Source organism: Terrabacter sp. GCM10028922 (assembly GCF_042666095.1).
In the GTDB taxonomy this organism is placed as follows: Bacteria; Actinomycetota; Actinomycetes; order Actinomycetales; family Dermatophilaceae; genus Terrabacter.
The window spans coordinates 75825-91639 of record NZ_JBHTFG010000004.1 but is presented as its reverse complement, the minus strand read 5'-3'; the positions used below and the strand labels follow the sequence as shown (position 1 = coordinate 91639).

At 70.0% G+C, this 15815-nt stretch carries 12 protein-coding genes; 9 read left to right on the top strand and 3 right to left on the bottom strand.

The features are described 5' to 3' along the window. The first annotated feature begins 46 nt into the window (after positions 1–46). Both ACFQU3_RS04005 and ACFQU3_RS04000 read left to right on the top strand, forming a co-directional pair. Positions 47–2407, top strand: a complete 2361-nt coding sequence (locus ACFQU3_RS04005) for a glycosyltransferase (RefSeq protein ID WP_385906844.1) — start codon at positions 47–49, stop codon at positions 2405–2407. A gap of 13 nt (positions 2408–2420) precedes the next feature. Then, a complete protein-coding gene (locus tag ACFQU3_RS04000) occupies positions 2421–4385 on the top strand; it encodes a glycosyltransferase (protein WP_385906841.1) in 1965 nt (654 codons plus the stop codon). Between the two features lie 5 nt (positions 4386–4390). Here ACFQU3_RS04000 and ACFQU3_RS03995 read toward each other — a convergent pair whose 3' ends face one another. From ACFQU3_RS03995 to ACFQU3_RS03985, 3 genes are all read right to left on the bottom strand, one after another. After that, positions 4391–5209, bottom strand: a complete 819-nt coding sequence (locus ACFQU3_RS03995; RefSeq protein WP_385906838.1) for an FkbM family methyltransferase — start codon at positions 5207–5209, stop codon at positions 4391–4393. A 76-nt stretch (positions 5210–5285) separates the two neighbouring features. Then, positions 5286–6575 carry a UDP-N-acetyl-D-mannosamine dehydrogenase gene (gene wecC / locus ACFQU3_RS03990; RefSeq protein WP_385906835.1) on the bottom strand — a complete coding sequence of 430 codons (1290 nt, stop codon included), beginning with the start codon at positions 6573–6575 and terminating at the stop codon, positions 5286–5288. Positions 6576–6588: 13 nt separating this feature from the next. Continuing rightward, on the bottom strand, positions 6589–8460 hold the full coding sequence (locus tag ACFQU3_RS03985) for a glycosyltransferase (protein WP_385906832.1): 1872 nt from the start codon (positions 8458–8460) through the stop codon (positions 6589–6591). Between the two features lie 142 nt (positions 8461–8602). Between ACFQU3_RS03985 and ACFQU3_RS03980 the strand changes: the two genes are divergently transcribed. The 7 genes from ACFQU3_RS03980 (at position 8603) to ACFQU3_RS03950 (ending at position 15807) form a co-directional block, all read left to right on the top strand. After that, on the top strand, positions 8603–9514 hold the full coding sequence (locus tag ACFQU3_RS03980; protein WP_385906829.1) for an SGNH/GDSL hydrolase family protein: 912 nt from the start codon (positions 8603–8605) through the stop codon (positions 9512–9514). 67 nt (positions 9515–9581) lie between these two features. Then, positions 9582–10595: a dTDP-glucose 4,6-dehydratase gene (rfbB, locus tag ACFQU3_RS03975; RefSeq protein ID WP_385906826.1), complete on the top strand. Its 1014-nt coding sequence runs from the start codon at positions 9582–9584 to the stop codon at positions 10593–10595. Further along, positions 10592–11452, top strand: coding sequence for a dTDP-4-dehydrorhamnose reductase (rfbD, locus tag ACFQU3_RS03970; RefSeq protein WP_385906823.1), 861 nt, complete (start codon positions 10592–10594; stop codon positions 11450–11452). Before rfbB ends, rfbD begins: the two co-directional genes overlap by 4 nt. 114 nt (positions 11453–11566) lie before the next feature. Further along, positions 11567–12382, top strand: a complete 816-nt coding sequence (gene aqpZ / locus ACFQU3_RS03965; protein ID WP_385906820.1) for an aquaporin Z — start codon at positions 11567–11569, stop codon at positions 12380–12382. A gap of 50 nt (positions 12383–12432) precedes the next feature. Further along, complete coding sequence (locus ACFQU3_RS03960) at positions 12433–14301, top strand: hypothetical protein (protein ID WP_385906817.1); 1869 nt, start codon at positions 12433–12435, stop codon at positions 14299–14301. A 7-nt stretch (positions 14302–14308) separates the two neighbouring features. Further along, on the top strand, positions 14309–14959 hold the full coding sequence (locus tag ACFQU3_RS03955; protein WP_385906814.1) for a SatD family protein: 651 nt from the start codon (positions 14309–14311) through the stop codon (positions 14957–14959). After that, complete coding sequence (locus ACFQU3_RS03950) at positions 14956–15807, top strand: hypothetical protein (RefSeq protein WP_385906811.1); 852 nt, start codon at positions 14956–14958, stop codon at positions 15805–15807. The genes ACFQU3_RS03955 and ACFQU3_RS03950 overlap by 4 nt, the downstream gene beginning before the upstream one ends. The last annotated feature ends 8 nt before the right edge of the window (positions 15808–15815 follow it).

Genomic DNA, 15815 nt, shown 5'->3' with positions numbered 1-15815 from the left:
CACGAAGGCTCAGCCCCTCGATTGACCCACCGACTAAGGCATTCCATTGAGCTCCAGCAAACCCCTCTTCGATACGTCGGTATCCCCCAACGGCGCAGTCCTCCTCGGACGCGGCATCAAGGTTCTCTTGCCTCTCGACGGTGACCCAGTTGACGTGGCCCTGGACGTTTCAGTGCCCGCCAGCCAACCGGGCGCCCAGTCGCCAAAGGCACTCGTGGCTGGGGTCGAGTTCGTCAACGAGATCGGTGTGAAGGTTCCAGCGCCGAAGGGTTGGTTCAGTTCCAAGCAGTTCGGCTCATTCCGGTACGTCTCGGCCAAGCCACGGATCCGTGTGGAAATTGACCCACCGGCCTCGGCACGGCACGTCCTTCTCACCCTCGCGCCGTGGGCCATGCCGACGGACGGGGTAACCGTCGGCAACGCCGTGACGGTCTTGAGGCGCAAGTCCGAGGCGAGTCCGGACCTCCGGCTCGGGAAGATACTTCCCGTCCCGTCGGTCGTCGACCTTGCCCCTGGCAGCAAGGCCGACTGGGTGCCGCTGCGCAGTGCGACCCCTCCTGTGGTGCTGCCCGTCATCGGCGGCCAGGACCTCCTTCTCGACATCCGGCTGCTCCGGAACGTGGACCACACGGAAGCCACGAACAGCCCGCCCGCGCTCGTCAACATTGAATGGTTCGACGCCCAAGGCAAGAGCATCGCGAGCCGAGGGCGCATATCGCGCAACCAGCGTTTCGGCGAGTTCCGCTACGTAAAGCGTGACAACGGACGACCGAACCTGTGTCTTCTGCAGCCGCCGTTGACCGCGGTGCGCGGCGTCGTTAGGTTGCGCCGTTGGGGCGGCCAGCCTGGAGACGTCAGTTTTCAGCGTCAGGCCGTCGTTACGTTTCGTGGGCTGCAGTCGCGCACGCAACGCACAGCGCGGCCGGTTCGACCCGTCGAGAAGCTGCGCGTGGCCATGGTCTGCGATGAGTTCACCTACAACAGCTTCGCGCCGGAGTTCGACCTACTGCCCCTCACTCCCGACGGGTGGCGCGAACAGCTCGAGGAGTTCCAGCCGGACCTCTTCTTGTGCGAGTCCGCTTGGGCGGGCCCGGACTCGGTCGCCCGTCCGTGGCGCGGACGCGTGTACGCGAGCGCGAACTTTCCGCGCGAGAACCGCGGTGAGCTGTTCGGCATCCTCGAGCACTGCCGAGACGCGGGTATCCCGACAGCCTTCTGGAACAAGGAGGACCCGTCCCATTACGAGGACCGCCGGCACGACTTTGTGCGCACGGCCCTCCTCTTCGACCACATCTTCACCACAGCCCTCGAGTGCGTCGAGCGCTACAAGCTTGACTACGGCCACCCAAGTGTCCACTGCCTGCCATTCGCCACACAGCCGCGACACTTCAACCCGATTACGCAACGCGAGCGCACCGACGAGGTGGTTTTTGCAGGCAGCTGGTACAACCAGCACCCCGCTCGAGTCGAGGCGATGGCACGGATCTTCGACTCCGTCCTCGACGCCGGCCGCGACCTCGTGATCTTCAACCGGCATCACGGCGACACCGACCCCAACCACCTGTTCCCTGAGCGGTACGCGCCCTACCTGCGTCCCGGTGTCTCCCACCTCGAGATGGCCGATCTGTACAAGCGCAGCCGCCTGGGCCTCAACATCAACACCGAGACGGCGTCGAAGACCATGTTCGCGCGCCGGGTCTTTGAGCTCATGTCGAGCAACACGCTCGTGCTGAGCAACCACTCCGCCGGCATGGAGGATTTGTTTGGGGACTCCGTGGTCTTCGTCGACCGCGACCCTGATCGGCTTGCCTCTTTGACCGACGCGGACATCGACCGTATACGTGAGGAAGCACTCCGTGAGGTGCTGTCGAATCACACCTACCGCCATCGAGTTCTGCAGATTCTCGACGCGGTCGGCATCCCTTATGCCGTGTGCGAGGACCGGCCGGCGCTGGTCACCGTCATCTCGAGCGCCGCCGAGGCGGAGTCGGCGATCCGCGCGTTCTCCTTCCTGTCCAGCTCGGCCGACGGCCTGCTACTGGTCGTCGACGACAGCGTCCCGGCCATCGAGGTGCGTGCCTACTACCGTCGCTTCAATCGTGGTGGCATCCGCGTTGTCGACCAGCGCCTGATCGGCGACGGCGCAGGGCTCGGCCTCGGCCTCGCGTTCGACCGAGTGGTTCTGACGAGCGACATACAGTCGCTGACCCCGGAGATGCTCCGGGACGTCAGGCTCCACTCGAGCTACATGGATGAGCGCATGGCTTTCGCCACCTCGCCGGAGGACCGCTACCGGTTCATCGAGATCGGGTCGGAGATGCCTGATCACCGGGTCGTGCGCCTGCGCGATCTCGACGCCGCCATCCGGCTGCGCGACGACCGTACGACCCCCTACTACGCGATCTGAACCAGGAACCCTCGTGACCCCCACCGCCCTCGCCGCCCCCCGACTCTCGGTTGTCATTCCGACGTTCAACGTGGCTTCGAAGATCGGCCGGTGCCTCGCCTCCTTGACCCAGGTGGGGCTCGACGAGTCCGAGCTCGAGGTCGTGTTCGTCGACGACGCATCGCAGGATGAGACGGTCTCGATTCTCGAGCGTGCGTGCTCCGAGCACCCCGGCTGGACACTCGCGCACATGCCAGCCAACAGCGGCTCGCCGTCCGCGCCGCGCAACCTCGGGCTCTCCCTAGCGACCGGCACGTATGTCTGCTTCATGGACGCCGACGACGAGTTCCTCCCAGGAGCGGTGACGCACTACCTTCTGCACGCGGAGCGCTCGTCGCTCGACCTTCTCCGTGGCGCGCTGCTCGTCGACCGCGGCACCCACGCCCCGACGTTGACCAACCATCTCACCCCGTTCGCGCCCACGACGCCGGTGGCTGCACGCATCGCCGCCATCATCCGCGGCACGAGCACCACGGTGCCGGGCCTTATCCGACGGTCTTTGCTCGAGTCGAACGGCGTCCGCTGGGACGCAGACCTACGGATGGGCGAGGACACCGTCTTCCTCGTTTCGGTCATGCGTCAGGCCGCACGGATCGACCATCTCGAGGAGCCGCTCTTCATCTACCGCAACGCCGTCGACTTCGGTGCATCCTCCACCCAGAAGTACGGCCGACGGGAGCTGGACAACCACCTGCGAGTATGGACCCAGGTCAGCGCAGCGCTCAGCGAGCTCGGCATCGACTACATGGCATTGCGTGGTCAGGTCGCGCTGCAGGCGGTGCTGACAAGCCTGCACCGCTTCCACGACGGGACACTCGACCAGGCAACGTTCATTCGTTTCAGTGAGTTCCTGCACGAGCACTCGGACGTGGTTAGGAGCTACGACCTCGCGGCTCGCCTCAAGTCCAGTCTGGAGATCGCACTCTCGGGCGACTACGCCGCGTTCATGGAGGCGATCAAGCCGCGGCTGCTGATCGGCGGATACGATCTCAAGTTCATCCAGGGCGCGTACGAGGCCCTCTCCCGGCACTTCCAGGTCAAGGTCGATGCATGGAAGGGCCATGAAGTCCATGACGTCAACGCGAGCACCCAGCTGCTCCGATGGGCCGACGTCGTGCTGGCGGAGTGGCTGCTCGGCAATGCCGTCTGGTACTCCAAGAACAAGCGCCGAGAGCAGCGGCTCGTCGTGCGCACACATCGGTTCGAGTTGACGCGGGACTACGGCAACCAGGTCGCGCACGGCCGTGTGGACCGTTTTTTCGGGGTGTCCGTGCCGACGGCCGAGCAGATTCTCCGCACCTTTCCCGGGATCACCCGTCGCCAGCTGCGGATCATCCCGAATTTCATCGACACGCACTCATATGAGCGTACGACAAACCCCGAGCGCGTCTTCAACCTCGCGATGGTCGGCATCCTGCCATCGCTGAAGGGTTACCGGCGGGCCCTGGACCTGCTCAAGACGCTGCGCGAGGTTGACGACCGCTACACCCTCACGACGTTCGGCAAGCGGCCCGAGGACCTTCCCTGGGTGCTCTCCGACCCGATGAACGCGGCGTACTACAGCGACTGCAGTGAGTTCATCCAGGAGCACGGGCTCGAGGAAGCGACGCGCCATGAGGGCTGGGTCTCGACGCGGCAGGTGCTGAAGGACTACGGCTTCGTGCTCTCGCTCAGCGACTTCGAGAGCTTCCACGTCGCACCGGGCGAGGCCTTCGCCGCCGGGAACGTCGGGCTCTTCCTGCCCTGGGATGGGGTCGAGTACATCTACCCTTCCACGTACGTCCTTCCGGACATCCCAGCCATGGCCGAGCAGATCCTTGCGCTGCGCAGCATCTCGGCGTTCGACTCGTACCGCGAGGAGGGCGCGCGGTTCGTCGAGCAGGAGTACGGCATCGACGCCTTCGTCGAGCAGTTCACGGAGATGATTCGCGCGATCTGACAGCCTCAGCGCAGACTCGCGATGCTCTCGTTGACTAGCCGCAGGCGGTAGTAGAGGTCACGCGTGGCGATGTGCGACATCGAGGTGTGCGTGATGAGGTGCCTCTGAAGCACCACCTGTTCGAGTGGGGTGCGCGCGGGCAGAAGAACCCACGTCGACGTCGCGTTGTAGCGGGCGAGATAGCCGTAACCCAACTCCACCACCATCTCGTCGAGCCGCGCGAGCTCATCCGGACGCGCGGCCTCGCAAGAGATGACGGGCCGGTCGCGATCGATGAGGCCCCGGGCACCCTGAAGGACGTCCACGTCCATGCCCTCGACGTCGACCTTGAGCAAGGCAACCCGTCCGTCGAGTCCTGCGTCGTCGAGGGCGATTACCTCGACGCCGGTTTCGGCGGGCAGGAAGCGCGTTGACCCGACATTGGCCCAGTTGACCCCGGCGGCCACGACATGTCCCGCCTCACGGCCGAGAGCAATCGCGCGCACCTCGACGCGATCCTGCAGGCGGCTCTCGAGAACGTTGCGCTCGAGCAGCGCGACGGTCGGCGCAAAGGCCTCGAACGCCACGACGTTGGCCTGGCACACGCCTGCGAAGTACAACGCGTGGTTGCCGAGATTCGCGCCCGCGTCGATGACCATGTCCCCTGGCGCCACGAACACGGCAAGGGCGTCGAGCAGAACTCGTTCATAGAAGTCCGAGGTGCGGCGAACGGTCTCGAAGATGTGGTCACCCACGAAGCCAATGACGTCGAAGTCATGACCGTTCTGCGTGAACCGGACGGCCGCCGTAGGGCGTGCGTCAGTCACGGCATCGTCCGCCGTCATTGGCTCTCCTCTGCGCTCTGTGCGCGGACGCGCGCATCCTTGGTCTAGACCCCCGAGGGTCCCGCTCCAGTCCGGTCTACCTCCAGATACCGCGGGTGTCGATGACGGCCTTCTCTTCGAGGACCGAACGGTTGAGCCGCTTGAACTCCTTGTGGTCCACGAGGAGCACGACGATGTCGGCGGCCGCGATGCCGGCCACCGTGCCCTCGAGACGCACGTTGTCGAAGCTGGTCAGCGTCGTCGGGAGCGCGTCGATGTTGGGCTCGATCGCGAGGATCGTCGCATCGGGGTGGCGCTGCGCGAGCTGCCGGGTGATCTCGAGCGCCGGCGACTCGCGCAGGTCGTCGATGTCCGGCTTGAAGGCGAGGCCGAGGGCGGCGATGACGGGGCGCTTGAAGCGGTCGGCGCGCTCCTTGACTCGACCGAGCACCACCTCGGGCTTGCGGTCGTTGACCTCGCGCGCCGTCCGGATGAGGCGGGCGTCCTCGGGGACCGCGCTCACGATGAACCACGGGTCGACTGCGATGCAGTGGCCGCCGACGCCGGGACCGGGCTGGAGGATGTTGACGCGGGGGTGCTTGTTCGCGAGCTCGATGAGCTCGAAGACGTCGATGCCGAGGCGCTCGGCGATGATCGACAGCTCGTTGGCGAAGGCGATGTTGACGTCGCGGAACGAGTTCTCGGTCAGCTTGGCCATCTCGGCGGTCGTGGCGTCGGTGAGGTGCAGCTCGGCGTCGCAGAAGATGCCGTAGAGGTCGCGGGCCCGCTCGGCGGCGCCGCGGGTGAGGCCGCCGATGATGCGGTCGTTGGTGACGAGCTCGATCATGACGCGCCCGGGGAGCACCCGCTCGGGACAGTGCGCGAACTCCACGACGGGACGGCCACCGGCGCCGTCGAGCGACAGGTCGGGGCGGGCGTCGAGGACGCGCCGGGCCAGGTGCTCGGTGGCGCCGGGCGGGGAGGTCGACTCGAGGATGATGAGCTCGCCGCCCGAGAGCTGCGGGACGATCGCGTCGGTCGCCGCGTCGATGTAGCTGAGGTCGGCTTCGTGACCGTCCTTGAAGGGGGTCGGCACGGCCACGATGTACGTGTTCGCCTTCGGCGTCTCCTTCTGCGCGCGCAGCAGGCCCTTGCTCACGGCGCCCGCGACGTGGGTCGCGAGGTCGGGCTCGACGAAGGGCACCTCACCACGGTTGACGGCGTCGACGTGGCGGTCGCTGACGTCGACCCCGATCACCTCGACGCCGTTGCTCGCGAGGATCGCGGCCGTCGGGAGGCCGATGTAGCCGAGGCCGATGACGGCCACGGTCTGTGAGCCCACGGCCGATGCGGTGGTAGCCGGTGCGCTGAGGGTTTGCGCGGTCACGGGTTCTGCCCCTTCAGAAGATGACGTGGTCCACCGCCCGTCCGTACGCGACGACACGGGAGTTGGCCAGCAGCTCCGCTGACGATGCCTCCCAGGTGTGCGCCCGGGTGGAGGACCGAATCTGGACGAACCCGAACCTATCGCACGAATAAACCTGAAGCCCGCCGCCGACCACCCGGCGCAGGAAGGCGGTGTCCTCACCGCGTGCGACGTCCTCGAACGGGTGGGCCCGCGCCACCTCCCGAGAGGTCATCATCGTCGGCCCCATGACGAAGTCGGTGAACTGGTGCTCACGCTCCGGGAAGCGCACGACCGTGACGTCCTGGGCCTCGAGGTACATGTGGTGGGCCTGCTTGCCGACGACGTCGGCCCCGGAGTAGCCGAGCGCGTCGAGCTGGTCGCGCAGGTAGTGCGCGCTGTAGACGTCGTCGTCGTCCATCTTCGCGACGACGTCGCCCTCCGCGGCTCCGACGAGGAGGTTGAGACAGGCGCCGAGGCTCGTGTCGGACGGCGCCGTGAGCGTCCGGAACGACTCCAGCCCCAGCTCACGCGCCAGCCCCGCCAGACCGGCGGGCGCCTCGAACCCGTGGGTGAGCAGGACGAGCTCGACGTCGACGTCCTGCTGCGCCGCGACGGTTCGCACGACGTGCTCGAGCTGACCGGGCCGGTTCGACGACACGAGCGCCGACACCGGGCGGGGTCGCACGACGTGGGCCCCCAGCCCGACGCCTCCGAGCACGTCATCGACGCGGTGGGCGTAGGTGTGGCCGCGCCAGATCCTCCGCTGCGCCGAGTGGACCATCCTGTCGCGCAGCTCCGGGCTGTTGACGAGCGCCCGCAACGTCCACTCGGCCTCCTGCGCCTCGCCGACCTGCGGCACCTCGTCGGACGGGAAGAACGCGCTGATCGCGGGGCTCGGGGTCGACACGACGGGCGTGCCGCACGCCGTGATCTCGAAGATGCGCCGGGCGCACATGCTCGGGCTGCCGACGACGCTGTTGACGTTGAGGAACACCTTGTACGCGCGGTATGCAGTGAGCATCTGGGCGTACGTGAGCGACCCCACCACCCGCTCCCCCAGCTCGCCGGGGAACTGGTACCGCGCGTCGCCGCCGAGGTAGCGCGAGAAGATCTCCAGGCCGTACGGCATACGCCGGGAGACCCGCGCGGCTGCGCCGAGGAGCAGGTCCATCTGCTCACGCCGCTCCGGGTGGCGGTGCGCGAAGTACATCCCGGCGAACGCGATGTCGCGCGCCTGGTGCCCGACGGTCGGCCGCACGGGGTTGTGGATCGCCGGCTGCGCGGCGAACGCCAGCACGCCGACGCGGTCGTGGCCGAGGTCGCGGCAGTAGTCGGGCACACGGTCGCTGTCGGTCGTGCGCACGTGGTCGAAGAGCCGGGCGGTCTCGAGGAAGTCGGCGTAGTGGCTCGGGTCCTCCTTGTTCCAGAAGACCGTCGGCACGCCGGCATCGCGGCACCACTCCACGAGCTCGACGAGGTCGGCGCGCGGCGCGGAGGGGCCCGTGAGGGCGTACTGCCAGGCGTCCGAGTTGCCGTGCCACGCCGACTCGACGAAGAGCAGGTCGAGCCCGCCCGCCACCTGCTCGCGCCACGTCGAGGGGCGCAGCACGACCTGGTCCCACTCGGGGGCGAACGCCGTCCGGCTGAAGTCGTCGAGGATGACGCCGACCCGCAGACCCGGGCGGCTAGGGGGGCGGTCCGGCGTCGGCCACGGCTCGAACGCCGCCGGGTCGAACGCGTTGCCGCGCACCTGCCCACGGCGGATGGACCGGCGGGAGAGGAACGTGCGCAGCTGCGGGAGGCCGCCGCGGCGCAGGTGCCAGAGCGCCTTGCGCAGGTCCCGTCCGGGAGTCGCCGTCGGCATCGCTCTCGCAGTCCTGTCTCGTCGGGCGCGGTCCGGGAGGCCTCCCGGGCGACCGCCGGCCGGGCGCCAATCTAGCCCACGGCGCGCCGGGCGGCCCCCGCACGTTTGGGTGAACAGTGTCCTGCTATTGCACAATTGCCCCATGCGACGGTCCAGGACGAAGAGTGCGCTCCTGGGCCTCGTGATCCTCCTGGTCAACGTCTCCGTCGTCGTCGCGGTCGTCTCGCTGACCGGCGGCGGCCCCGACGGCACCCCCGAGCTGCCGCCCTCGGCCGGCGCGCACACGTCGAGCTCCGGCACCCCGGTCCCCGGCACGACGACCGCGTCGGGCACCACGCCGGCGGCCACGGCGCTGGCCGCCCAGGCCGCGGGCCTCGTCGGGTCGGGGCGCGACCTCACGATCGCGGTGCTGGGTGACGGCACGGGCGACGAGGACGGCGAGTGGGTCCAGGTCATGGCGAAGCTGCTCAGCGACACTCACCAGGTCAAGCTGCGCAACCTCAACGAGTCCGACCCCACGCGCTACGACGCCGCCGTCGCCTACGGCACGACCGGGCCCCAGGCCACGGTGTGGAACGGCAGCCGCCGCGATGTCGGCGCGGCCTATGCGGCCCGAAGGCTCGACTTCCTCGTTCCCGCGCGCCCCGACGTCGTGCTCATGAGCTACGGACGCGACAACACCGCCTCGACGATGCCCGCCGCGCTCAAGAGCACGTATGCCGCCCTACGCGCCAAGTGGCCCACGGTCCCCGTCCTCCTCGTCCTCCAGGCCCAGGACCGCGACGATGCCATCGGCCCGGTGCGTGTCGCCGCCGAGGAGTGGGCGGCCACGAACGGCGTGCCGACCGTCGACGTCGCAGCCGCGTTCTCGGCCGCCGGCGACCCCAACCGGTTCGTCTCGGTCGTCGACCCGCCGAGTGTCAACTCGAAGGGCGGCCGTCTCTGGGCGCGCACGGTCTTCGCCGCCCTCGGCGGCGACGTGTCGGCCCTGCCGGCGGACGGCTCGCTGCCCGGGACGACGCCTGCCGCCGAGACCACGACGACCGAGGGCTGAGCCGCCGCGGGTGGCGGCGCCGGCCGAACTCCCGGCCCGGCGCCGAGGCGGAGGCTAACCTCACCCCATGCGCGTGCTCGTCACCGGCGGAGCCGGGTTCATCGGCTCGAACTTCGTGCTGCGCGCCCGCGAGACCCGGCCCAGCTGGTCGCTGACCGTGCTCGACGCGATGACCTACGCCGCCAACCCCCGCTCGCTCGCGCCGGTCCTCGCGGACCTCGGCGGCGACGGGTCGGTGCGCCTCGTGGAGGGGTCCGTCGCCGACGCGGCCGTCGTCGACGACCTCGTCTCCGAGCACGACGTCGTCGTCCACTTCGCCGCAGAGTCGCACAACGACAACTCCCTCGAGAGCCCGTGGCCGTTCGTGGAGAGCAACGTCGTCGGCACCTTCACGCTGCTCGAGGCGATCCGCCGCCACGAGAAGCGCCTGCACCACATCTCGACCGACGAGGTCTACGGCGACCTCAAGCTCGACGACCACGAACGCTTCACCGAGCGGACCCCCGTCAATCCGTCGTCCCCCTACTCGGCGACGAAGGCAGGCGCCGACCTGCTCGTCCGCGCCTGGATCCGGTCGTTCGGCATCAGGGCCACCATCTCGAACTGCTCGAACAACTACGGCCCACACCAGCACGTCGAGAAGTTCATCCCGCGCCAGATCACGAACATCCTCGACGGCATCCGGCCCAAGGTCTACGGTTCCGGCCTCAACGTGCGTGACTGGATCCACGTCGACGACCACAACGACGCGGTCATCGCCGTCCTCGAGCAGGGCCGCCTCGGCGAGACCTACCTCATCGGTGCCGACGGCGAGCGCAACAACCTCGAGGTCGTCGCGACGCTCCTCGAGATCATGGGCCGACCCGCCGACTGGTTCGACCACGTCGACGACCGCCCCGGCCACGACCTGCGTTACGCCATCGACGCGACGAAGCTGCGCCGCGAGACGGACTGGCGCCCGCGCTACGCCGACCTGCACGCGGGTCTTGCCGCGACGGTCGAGTGGTACGCCACCCATCGCGAGTGGTGGGCCGACGCGAAGGTCGAGGCCGAGCGGACGTACGCCCGGCTGGGCCGATGACCGACGGTGGTGGCGCGCTCCGCGTGCTCGTCACGGGAGCCTCCGGCATGCTCGCGCACGACCTCGTGCCGGCGCTGCGAGCCGCCGGCCACGCGGTCACCGCCCTGGGCCGGCCCGATCTCGACGTCACCGACGCGGCCGAGTGCCTCGCCGGGGTCGCCGGGCACGACGTTGTGGTCAACGCGGCCGCGTGGACCGCGGTCGACGACGCGGAGACGCACGAGGCACAGGCCTTCTCGGTCAACGCCGTGGGCGCCGCGAACCTCGCCCGGGCGGTCGCCCGCGCGGGGGCGCGCCTCGTCCAGCTCTCCACCGACTACGTCTTCGACGGCACCGCCACGACCCCGTATGCCGCCGACCACCCCGTCGCGCCGTGCTCGGCCTACGGCCGCACCAAGGCCGCGGGTGAGTGGGCCGTCCGAGCCCAGTGCCCCGACGGCGTCGTCGTCCGCACGGCCTGGCTCTACGGGTCCGGCGGGCCGAACTTCGTCGCGACGATGCTGCGGCTGGCAAGCGAGCGCGACACCCTCTCGGTCGTCGACGACCAGGTCGGCCAGCCCACCTCGACCGTCGAGGTCTCGGCGCTGCTGGTGCGCCTCCTCGACGCGGGCCTGCCCGCCGGCATCTTCCACGGCACCGCGGCCGGCCGCACGACCTGGTACGGCCTGGCCCGTGCCACGTTCGAGCTGTCGGGCCTGGACCCAGACCGGATCGCACCCGCGACGACGGCCGGCTTTCCGCGCCCAGCCCGCCGGCCGGCATACGGGGTCCTCTCGCACGACAGCCTGACCGCCGCCGGCATCGAGCCGATCGGCGACTGGCGCGACGGCCTCCGAGCGCATCTCGCCGGGCGCTGACTGCCGCCCGGCGCGCGCCTCTCCTGCCCTGTCCGCCGGGTGCTGTTCGACTACGCTGCGAGCACCGGGAGTCTCCCGGGTGGCCCGACGTCGACGTCATGCTGGAGGAGCCCGATGTACACCCCCAAGCTGAGCTCACGGCTCGCGGTCGAGGCCCTCGGCACCTTCTGGCTCGTCTTCATCGGGTGCGGCTCGGCGATCTTCAACGCGAAGTTCCTCGTCCGGGCCCTGTCCGACTCGGCGCCCGTGCAGGTCGGCATCGGCCACCTCGGCGTCGCGATCGCCTTCGGCCTCGCCGTCACGACCATGGCGTACGCCGTCGGCCACGTCTCAGGGGCGCACTTCAACCCGGCGGTGACGATCGGCATCGCGGTCGCGAAGCGCTTCCAGTGGCGTGAGGTGCCGGCCTACGTCGGTGCCCAGCTCGTCGGCGGCCTGCTGGCCGGCGGCGCGCTCGCCGGCCTCGTGTCCTCCAAGGGCCTCGCGACGACCGGCAACCTCGCGGCCAACGGCTACGGCACGCACTCGCCCGGCGGTTTCGGGCTCGGCGGCGTTCTCGTCGTCGAGGCGCTCGTGACGGCGTTCTTCGTCTACATCATCCTCGGCGCGACGAAGGACGACGCCCCGAAGGGCTTCGCGCCCCTCGCGATCGGCTTCGGCCTGCTGCTCGCGCACCTCGTCGCCATCCCGATCAGCAACGCGTCGATCAACCCGGCCCGGTCCACGGCCGTCGCGTTCTTCAACGGCAACGACGCGGTGGGCCAGCTGTGGGCCTTCTGGGTCGCGCCGATCGTCGGCGGCCTCATCGCCGGCGCCACGTACGCGTGGATCACCGGCGAGGAGCGGGAGCACCTCGACATCAGCGGCTCCACCGACACCGTCTCCAACGCTGCCGTGGACGAGCAGGGACGACCGGTTCTCGACAGTTGACGTCGGCTCCGAGGACGGACAGGACGGCTGACCGCCACGGCCACACGGCCGTGGCGTCGACCGGACTGGGAGCGGCAGCTCTCGCCGCCATCGGCACCTCCGCCTGGCTGGCCACCCGGGGTTTCGACCGCACCGACGAGGGCTTGTACCTCAACGCCATCGCCCACCCCGGCGACGACCGGTCGACCATCCTGCTCTTCGGCTACGCCTACCATCCCCTCTACGTCCTCGTGGGCGGCGACGTCGTGCTGCTCCGCTGGGCCGGCCTGCTGCTGTCGGTCGTCGCGATCGGGTCGCTGGCCTGGGTGGCGCTCGGTACTCGTGCCCTCGTCGGCCAGCGCACCCTGCCACCGGCACTCCGCGGTGCCGCAAGCCTCGGGCTGGGCGCGACTGCCCTGACGACGATCGCCCAGATGCCCTCGACCCCGAGCTACAACACGCTCGCTCTGCAGGGGCTGTCCCTGACGGCGACCGGCCTCGTGCTGGCTGTCACCCGTGCCGGCTCGGCAGGCACTGTCGGAGCGGCCCTCGTCGGCGTCGGCGGATGGGTCACGTTCCTGGCGAAGCCGACGACGGCTGCCCTGCTCGCCGCCATCGTGCTGGCCGCGGCGCTCGCCCTGCCCGGGGCCTGGCGGCGCCGCGCCTGGGCCACGATCGTCGCTGCCGTCGCGTCCGCCATCCTGGCCCTGCTCCTTGGCCGGGTGAGCCCGACCGGGATCATCGACGTCCTGTCCAACGGGCTGGCCACCTCCACGGCGCTGGGCGGACATGACGACCTCGTCCGCTGGGATGCCTTCCCGCTGCGAGGAACGGCATTGCTCGTGATCCTCGCGGCCGGTGTGGTGGCGACCGGCGTGTTCCACCTCGCGGACCGCGCGAGCCGGGTTCGGGTGCGTCGGGCCGCCGGTGCGGCCCTCGGCAGCGGGTTCGTGGCCGCCCTGGTGCTGGGGCTTGCAGCCATCGCGGTCGGCGCGATCGAGCAGTGGGACCGCGCCGGTGGCGGCATGTCCGTCACAGCCACCGCCGGAGCCGCGACGATCCTCGCTGCGTGTGGCGCCGGCCTCGTCACCGTCATGGTCGCGTCACTCGTCCGGGCACGCCCATCCGAGGTCACCGGCACTCACACGGTCTCGGACCGCCCTGAGCCGCGTCACCTCGGGCCCGTGCTCGTGGGAGTGCTCATCCTGCTGCCGCCGGCCTATGCCCTGGGCACGAACCTCAACCTCTGGACCGCCCAGGGACGCGCCGGCTCCTTCTGGGTCGTGGCGCTCTGCGTGCTGCTGCTGCGTCACTCGGGCGCCTCGTCCGCTCCGTCCGCCCCGGCGCTCTGGACGGTACCGGTGGCCGCCACGCTCACCCTGCTGACCGCGATGCTCGTGGCGACGGCCGTCGCGCCCTACCGCTACCAACCGCTGCGTACGGCCACGACGCCCACGCAGGTGGGATCCGGCACGGTCCGCCTCACGCCGGCCGACCACCAGCGCGTGGCGGAGCTGGCGGCCCTCGCCAAGCGCCTGGGCGTCGACGCGCGTACTCGCGTGCTGGACCTCACCGGGGACTCGCCCGGCTCGATCTTCCTGCTCGGCGCGCGTCCCGTCGGGCAGGCCTGGATCCTCGGCGGATACCCCGGCAGTGAGTCGGCGGCGCGACTCGCCATCGAGCACGACCGGTGCGGCATGCGAGGTGCACTGCTCTTCGTCGCCGAGGATGCACCTCGAGCCCTTCCCGCCGGGGTGCTCGACACGGTCGGGTTGGACCTCCACCGTGACTACGAGGTGGTGGGCGTCTTCCACCGCGCGCGGTCCAGCTGGGCGCGCAGCGCGGCAACGGTCGACACCGTGACCGTCCACCGTCCACGGCATGGTCTGCTCATCCCGGGATGCAGCCCACAACTTCATCCGGATCAAAAGAAGTTATGATCTTCACATGCCAGATCTGAAGAGCAGATCTTCACCGGTGGTGCTCATCGGAGACATCGTGGATTCCCGCACGCACCGGGACCGCCAAGCCCTGCACGACCTTCTCGAGGAGGCCCTCGAGCAGGTCAACTCCGCGGTGCCGGTAGACGACCCGGCCGTCATCACCCTCGGAGACGAGTTCCAGGGTGTCTACCCCACGCTCGGCGCGGCAGCCCAGGCCAGCTTCCTGATCCGTGCCGGGCTGCACCCCCGGGCCGACGTGCGCTTCGGCCTCGGTCGCGGCGAGGTCGCCACGCTCGATCCCGAGCGTGGCATCCACGACGGTCCGGGCTACTGGGCAGCCCGCGACGCGATCGTCCTGGCGGAGGACCGCGCGGACCGCGCGCAGACCCGGACGTCGCGGACGGCATACGTCGCCCCGGACGAGCCGCCGGGGCAGGTCGCCGCCGTGCAGGCCGCCCTCGACTGTCTGGACTTCATGGTTGGCTCGCTGTCGACCACCTCTCGCGAGATCCTCGGAGGACTCATGCACGGCCAGGCCCAGCACGACCTCGCCGACCGCGTCGGCATCAGCCCGTCCGCGGTGTCGCAGCGTGTCCGCCGCGACGGCATCGGCGTCGCGCTCGAGGCCATGACGGCGCTCGGGGGCCTGCCGTGACGTGGCTCTCGATCGCCCTCGTCGGCATCGGCGTCGGCGACGTCGTGCGCTCGACGTCGTGGCGGCCGGGTCGGGTGGTGGGCCACGTCGCCACACCGGTGGTGATCCTTGCCGTCGGGCTTCTCGCCGGTCTGCACACCGCCGTGGACGTCGTCGCACTGGTCGTCGCGGCCGCGGTCGGCACCCTCTGGGCCGAGCTGGCCCGCCACACGCAGCAGACCGGGCGCCTGGCGCTCGCGCCGCTCACCGCGTTCGCCACCCTGGTGGTCGGGCTCCTCGCCTTCTCGGGCGCCGCAAGCCCCGCAGGCGGTCCGCTCGCGACGTGGCTCGCGTGGGCCGACCTGCCCGGCAACGGCGGCCTGCCACCCGGGCGGGTCCTGCTCCTCGTCGGGCTCGTCCTGTTCAACGTCGCGACGGCCAACACCATCGTGCGCCTCGTGCTGCTCGCCATCGGAGCTCTGCGGCCATCCGACGTGACGGCAGCCAACGCCGCGGCAGCAGCAGCCGCGTCGCTCACCGGGCGGGCCGCTCCCCCCGTCTCCGGGCAGCCGGCCGACCGCCTCAAGGGTGGCCGGCTCCTCGGCCCCATGGAGCGCATCGTCATCCTCGGCCTCGGGCTCGCGGGCGAGTTCGGGGCCGCCGGCCTCGTCATCGCCGCGAAGGGGCTGCTGCGGTTTCCCGAGATCCAGGCCGCGGCGCGCAGCGCCACGGGCGACCCGGCCGACCCGACGCAGGCCGCGTCGTACTCCGGTGGCCCAGCCGGCATCGACGACGTCACCGAGTACTTCCTCGTCGGCAGCTTCGTCAGCTGGCTCGTCGCGCTGAGCTCCCTCGCGCTCACGGCCTGACGCGAGCC